Raw genomic sequence first — 4940 nt, forward strand, 5'->3', positions numbered from 1 at the left:
CTATACGCCAGGAACGCGCCCGCTGCTGCCGGCACCGCCAGTGGCGATCGTCGCCTGGGTGCTGCTGCTGGCCGCCACCGCCTCAGTCGTGCTTGTGCCATGGGAACGATTCCTGACGCTCATCTATATCAGCGTCGTCGGCCTCATCGTGTCGCTCGCCTTCGTCTATCTCTCCGCGCCCGACCTCGCGCTTACCCAGATTTCGGTAGAGACCGTCACGATCCTGCTGCTGCTGCTGGCGCTCAACCTGCTGCCGAAGCAGCCCGTGCAGCTGACGAGCAGGATCGAGCGGATCCGCAACGTGGTGCTCGGGCTGGCGGGCGGGGCGGCAAGCGGCCTTGCGGCCTGGGCGGTGATGACGCGCGAGCCGCGCAACCCGATCTCCTCCTATCACTGGGCGAACAGCTATTCGGGCGGGGGCGGAAAGAATGTGGTGAACGTCACGCTGGTGGACTTCCGCGCCTTCGACACATTCGGTGAGATCACGGTGCTGGGCATCGCCGCGCTGACCATCTTTGCCTTGCTTCAGCCAGCCGCTCGGGGCGTCTCCGGGCAGAGGTTGCGGGAGTGGGTGGCAGACTTGCCGCGCTCGCCGGAACGCCACCCGATGATGTTCGCGGTCGCCGCGCGCCTGTTGCTGCCGCTGGCGATGGTGGTCGGCCTTTATATCTTCCTGCGCGGCCACAACTCACCGGGCGGCGGCTTCATCGCCGGGCTGATCTTCTCCATCGCGCTGCTCATGCAATATATGGCATCCGGCTTCGAATGGGCGGATCAGCGGCGGCAGATCGATGAGCATGCGCTGATCGGCTTCGGCGTGATCATCGCTGCGCTCACCGGCGTCGGCTCGCTGTGGTTCGGCGCACCCTTGTTCACCAGTGCCTTTGGCCATGTAACCTTGCCCATAGTCGGCGAATTCGAACTGGCCACCGCCATGCTGTTCGACATCGGCGTTGCCCTGGCGGTGATCGGTGCGGTGATGCTGGCGCTCGCCGAACTCAGCCACATCGCGCAGCGCGCCCATAAGGAGTCGTTCGAGGATGACGGCCCGATGGACGTCGATCCCGCGAAGCTCCGGGAGGCGCGGCCATGAGCATCGAATTCCTCGTCGCGACCGCGATCGGCGCGCTCACTGCCGCCGGCATCTACCTTTGCCTGCGGGCGCGCACCTTCCCGGTGGTCATCGGCCTTGCCATGATGTCCTACGCGATCAACCTGTTCCTGTTCGCGATGGGGCGTCTTGTGGTCGGCCGCCCGCCGATCTTCGAGAAGAATGCCGCTGTTTATACCGATCCGCTGCCGCAGGCGCTCGTGCTGACAGCGATCGTGATCTCCTTCGGCATGACGGCGCTCGCACTGGTGCTGGCGCTGCGCACGTTTCTTGAGACCGGCACCGATCAGGTTGATGGCAAGCCCGATCCCGATCTGCTCGAGCGGGAAAACCGCCAATGAGCGCGTTGATAGCGGCGCCGGTGCTGCTCCCGGCCTTTGCCGGAACCACGGCCCTGCTGTTCCGACAGCGCCGGCGCTGGATCGGCGCGGCGGTATCGATCGGTGCGACGGCCAGCCTGCTGCTGCTCGCAATAATGCTGATGGTCAAAGCCGGCTCGGGGCAAGTGTCGGCCTATGCCCTGGGTGACTGGCCGGCGCCATTCGGCATTGTGCTGGTGCTCGATCGGCTTGCTGCAATGATGCTCGTGCTGACGGCGGCGCTGGGGCTGGCGGTCAGCGTACATGCGACGCTTACTGCGCTCGACCGGCGTGGCTGGCACTTCCACCCGCTGTTCCAGTTTCAGCTGCTCGGCATCAATGGCGCGTTCCTGACAGGCGACCTGTTCAACCTGTTCGTATTCTTCGAGGTGCTGCTGATCGCCTCGTATGGCCTGCTTCTGCACGGGCAGGGCGCGCGCCGCCTGACGGCCGGCGTGCAATATGTGATCGTCAACCTCGTCGGATCGACGCTGTTCCTGATCGCGCTGGGGCTGCTGTACGGCATCACCGGGACGCTCAACATGGCCGACATGGCTGTGCGCGGCACGACGCTGTTGCCGGGCGATCAAGGGCTGTTCCGGGCCGGCGGCATGTTGCTCATGGCGGTGTTCGCGCTGAAGGCGGCGCTGCTGCCGCTCCATCTGTGGTTGCCACGCGCCTACGCCGGGGCCGCGCCAGCCGTGGCTGCGTTGTTCGCAATCATGACCAAGGTAGGCGCCTATGCGATCATCCGCACTGGCCCGCTGATCTTCGCCGGCGCGGCGGGGCGGTACATGGTTCCTGCCGCGCTTGGCACGATGTTCCTTGGGTTTGCGGGCTTTCTCGCGGCGCGGCACCTGAGGTCGATGGTGGCTTTCGGCCTGATCGGCTCGACCGCGATCCTGCTGGTGGCGGCTGCGCTGTTCGAGGAAAGCGCCATGGCGGCGGCGCTATATTATCTGCCGCACACGACGCTGGCGGCGGCGCTGTTGTTCCTTGTCACCGACCTCGTCATCCGCTGGCGCGGGACGGAGGGCGACGCGATCGTCAGCACGGCGGGCTACGGCGGCCGGCAATTGCTGGCGTTCCTGTTTATCGCCGGCGGCGTGGCGCTGGCCGGGCTGCCGCCGCTGTCGGGCTTTATCGGCAAGCTCCTGATTCTGGATGCCGCGCTCGCCTCGCCATGGTGGCCAGCCATATGGGCGGTGATCCTGGGCACGAGCCTTGTCGCGGTGATCGGGCTCGCGCGCGCGGGCAGCACATTATTCTGGAAGCCGGTGGCGAGTGAGCAGCCCGCGCCGAGCCAGCGCCGGATCAATCCGGCGGAAGCGGCCCCAGCCGCGTTCCTGCTGGTACTACTGGGATTGCTGACCATCGCTGCCGGTCCAGTGACGGCGTATACGGAGGCGGCGAGCAGGCAGATCTTTGATTCCGCCGATTACATCCGCGCGGTCCTGCCGTCGCTGGGGGGAGCGGGACGGTGAAGCGCATCCTTCCCCATCCCGGCCTCAGCGCGCTGCTTCTGCTGATCTGGCTGCTGATGCTCAACGCGCTGAGCATGGGCGGGCTGGTACTCGGCAGTATCTTCGCGATCGTGATCCCACTCTTCACCGCGGCGTTCTGGCCCGATCGGCCGTTGATGAAATGGGGGCTGCCGCTACTTGGCTTTCTCCTGCTCGTGCTGCGCGACATCGTCGTTGCCAACTTCCATGTGGCGCGCCTGATCCTGTTTCGTCGCAACGCGGAGCTGCGGACCGCCTGGCTGTCGATCCCGCTGGACCTGCGGTCGGCGGAAGCGATCACCCTGCTTGCGGGCACGATCAGCCTAACGCCCGGAACGGTATCGGCCGACATTTCCACCGATGGGCGGTTTCTCCTCGTCCATGCGCTGGACGTTGCCGATCCGGAGGCCGAAATCGCGAACATCAAGTCTCGGTACGAAAGGCGATTGATGGAGATCTTCAAATGATCGCCATCGCGCTTGCCATCGCAATGGCCTGTATCGCCGCGGCGATGTTGCTCAACCTGCTGCGGCTGTTCCGCGGGCCGACCGCTGCCGATCGCATCCTGGCGCTGGATACGATGGTGATCAACGCGATCGCGTTCATCATCCTGTTCGGGATCAAGGAAAGAACGACGAGCTATTTCGAAGCGGCATTGCTGCTCGCGATGGTCGGCTTCGTGGGAACAGCCGCCTATTCCAAGTTCCTGTTGCGCGGGGATGTCGTGGAATGACCGGCCTCGCCGTTCTTGCCGATGCGCTGATCGCCGGGCTGCTCCTGATGGGCGGTGCCTTTGCGCTGATCGGAAGCTGGGGACTGGCGAAGTTGCCGGTGCTGATGAGCCGGCTGCACGGGCCGACCAAGGCCACCACCCTGGGCGTCGGAAGCTGCCTGATGGCCTCGATGATCTATTTTCCGGTCCATAGCGGCACTTGGACGGCGCATGAGCTGCTGATTACTTTGTTCCTGTTCCTCACCGCTCCCATCTCGGCCAATCTGATCGCCAAAGCTTATCTTCATGGTTGCCGGACCGAGGACGGGAAAGGCGCGCCGGAGGTGGAGGGCATGCCTGCTCCGCCATCAGGCGAGGCTGATTGGGCGACCTTCGGCCACGACGGGGAGCGATAGTCCGCCGGACGCTTCCTGCGCCCGACCTCCCACTATGCCGCGCTGTCGATCCCGAGCTCGCTGAGCTTCCGATATAGGGTGGAGCGCCCAATGCCGAGCCGCCGCGCCACTTCCGTCATCCGCCCACGATAATGGCCGATCGCAAGCCGGATCACATCCGCCTCGATCTCATGCAGCGCGCGAAGATTGCCGTCCGGGTGGAACAGCGTCACGCCGCCCGATGTGGACATAGGCTGCGGCTGTGGCGAGCGTGCGCGGCGCGCGTTGAGGGTGGCGATCTGCGGGAAATCGGCGCGGGTCAGGGCATCGCCCTCGCAAAGCACCGCCGCACGGAACAGCGCATTCTGCAGCTGCCTGACATTCCCGGGCCAGTCATAATCGACCAGCAGCGCCAGCGCATCGTCGGTGATGCCAAGCTGTCGCAATCCCGGCTGCAAAGCGATCCTGGCGAGCAGATGCCGCGCCAGTGCCGGAATGTCCTGCGCCCGGTCGCGCAATGGCGGGATCGTCACCGGTACGACGTTGAGGCGAAAGAAAAGCTCCTCGCGAAAACGACCGGCTTCCACCTCCTCGACAAGTCGCTTGTTGGTGGCGGCGATGACGCGCACGTCGACCTCGCGCGCGTGCCGTCCGCCCTGCGGCAGGATCAATCCGGATTGCAGCGCATCGTGAAGCCGATCCTGCGTCTCTAGCGGCATTTCCGCGATTTCATCGATGAACAGCGTGCCGCCATCCGCTTCGACAAACTTGCCCACTTTCCGATCAAAGGCGCCCGGGAAGGCGCCCGGCTCATGGCCGAACAGCTCGCTGTCGATCAGATTGGCCGGCAGGGTGCTGCAA

General features: G+C 65.1%; 7 protein-coding genes. 6 read left to right on the plus strand and 1 reads right to left on the minus strand.

The window, feature by feature from the left end:
- The 6 genes from mbhE to AX702_RS12970 all read left to right on the plus strand — a co-directional run.
- Positions 1 to 1093, plus strand: a 1093-nt coding sequence (gene mbhE, locus AX702_RS12945; RefSeq protein ID WP_156455483.1) for a hydrogen gas-evolving membrane-bound hydrogenase subunit E, incomplete at its 5' end; no start/stop codon positions are given.
- Entirely contained in the window at positions 1090 to 1452 is a 363-nt protein-coding gene (locus AX702_RS12950; RefSeq protein WP_177178981.1) for a Na+/H+ antiporter subunit C, read from the plus strand. The genes mbhE and AX702_RS12950, both read left to right, overlap by 4 nt.
- Positions 1449 to 2954: a monovalent cation/H+ antiporter subunit D gene (locus AX702_RS12955; protein ID WP_066780207.1), complete on the plus strand. Its 1506-nt coding sequence runs from the start codon at positions 1449 to 1451 to the stop codon at positions 2952 to 2954. The genes AX702_RS12950 and AX702_RS12955 overlap by 4 nt, the downstream gene beginning before the upstream one ends.
- Positions 2951 to 3439, plus strand: coding sequence for a Na+/H+ antiporter subunit E (locus AX702_RS12960; RefSeq protein WP_066780209.1), 489 nt, complete (start codon positions 2951 to 2953; stop codon positions 3437 to 3439). The genes AX702_RS12955 and AX702_RS12960 overlap by 4 nt, the downstream gene beginning before the upstream one ends.
- Positions 3436 to 3705, plus strand: coding sequence for a K+/H+ antiporter subunit F (locus AX702_RS12965; RefSeq protein WP_066780211.1), 270 nt, complete (start codon positions 3436 to 3438; stop codon positions 3703 to 3705). Before AX702_RS12960 ends, AX702_RS12965 begins: the two co-directional genes overlap by 4 nt.
- Positions 3702 to 4100 carry a Na+/H+ antiporter subunit G gene (locus tag AX702_RS12970; protein ID WP_066780213.1) on the plus strand — a complete coding sequence of 133 codons (399 nt, stop codon included), beginning with the start codon at positions 3702 to 3704 and terminating at the stop codon, positions 4098 to 4100. Before AX702_RS12965 ends, AX702_RS12970 begins: the two co-directional genes overlap by 4 nt.
- 32 nt (positions 4101 to 4132) lie before the next feature.
- Here the strand turns inward: AX702_RS12970 and AX702_RS12975 are convergent.
- The coding region (locus AX702_RS12975; protein WP_197420601.1) for a sigma 54-interacting transcriptional regulator at positions 4133 to 4940 on the minus strand (808 nt) is incomplete at its 5' end.

This window comes from Sphingomonas sp. CCH5-D11, from assembly GCF_001557395.1.
In the GTDB taxonomy this organism is placed as follows: Bacteria; Pseudomonadota; Alphaproteobacteria; order Sphingomonadales; family Sphingomonadaceae; genus Sphingomonas.

What these genes read in the sequence shown, in the direction of transcription:
- AX702_RS12950 (WP_177178981.1), top strand. Translation starts at nt 1,090, where the DNA reads ATGAGCATCGAATTCCTCGTCGCGACCGCGATCGGCGCGCTCACTGCC.
- AX702_RS12955 (WP_066780207.1), top strand. Translation starts at nt 1,449, where the DNA reads ATGAGCGCGTTGATAGCGGCGCCGGTGCTGCTCCCGGCCTTTGCCGGA.
- AX702_RS12965 (WP_066780211.1), top strand. Translation starts at nt 3,436, where the DNA reads ATGATCGCCATCGCGCTTGCCATCGCAATGGCCTGTATCGCCGCGGCG.
- AX702_RS12970 (WP_066780213.1), top strand. Translation starts at nt 3,702, where the DNA reads ATGACCGGCCTCGCCGTTCTTGCCGATGCGCTGATCGCCGGGCTGCTC.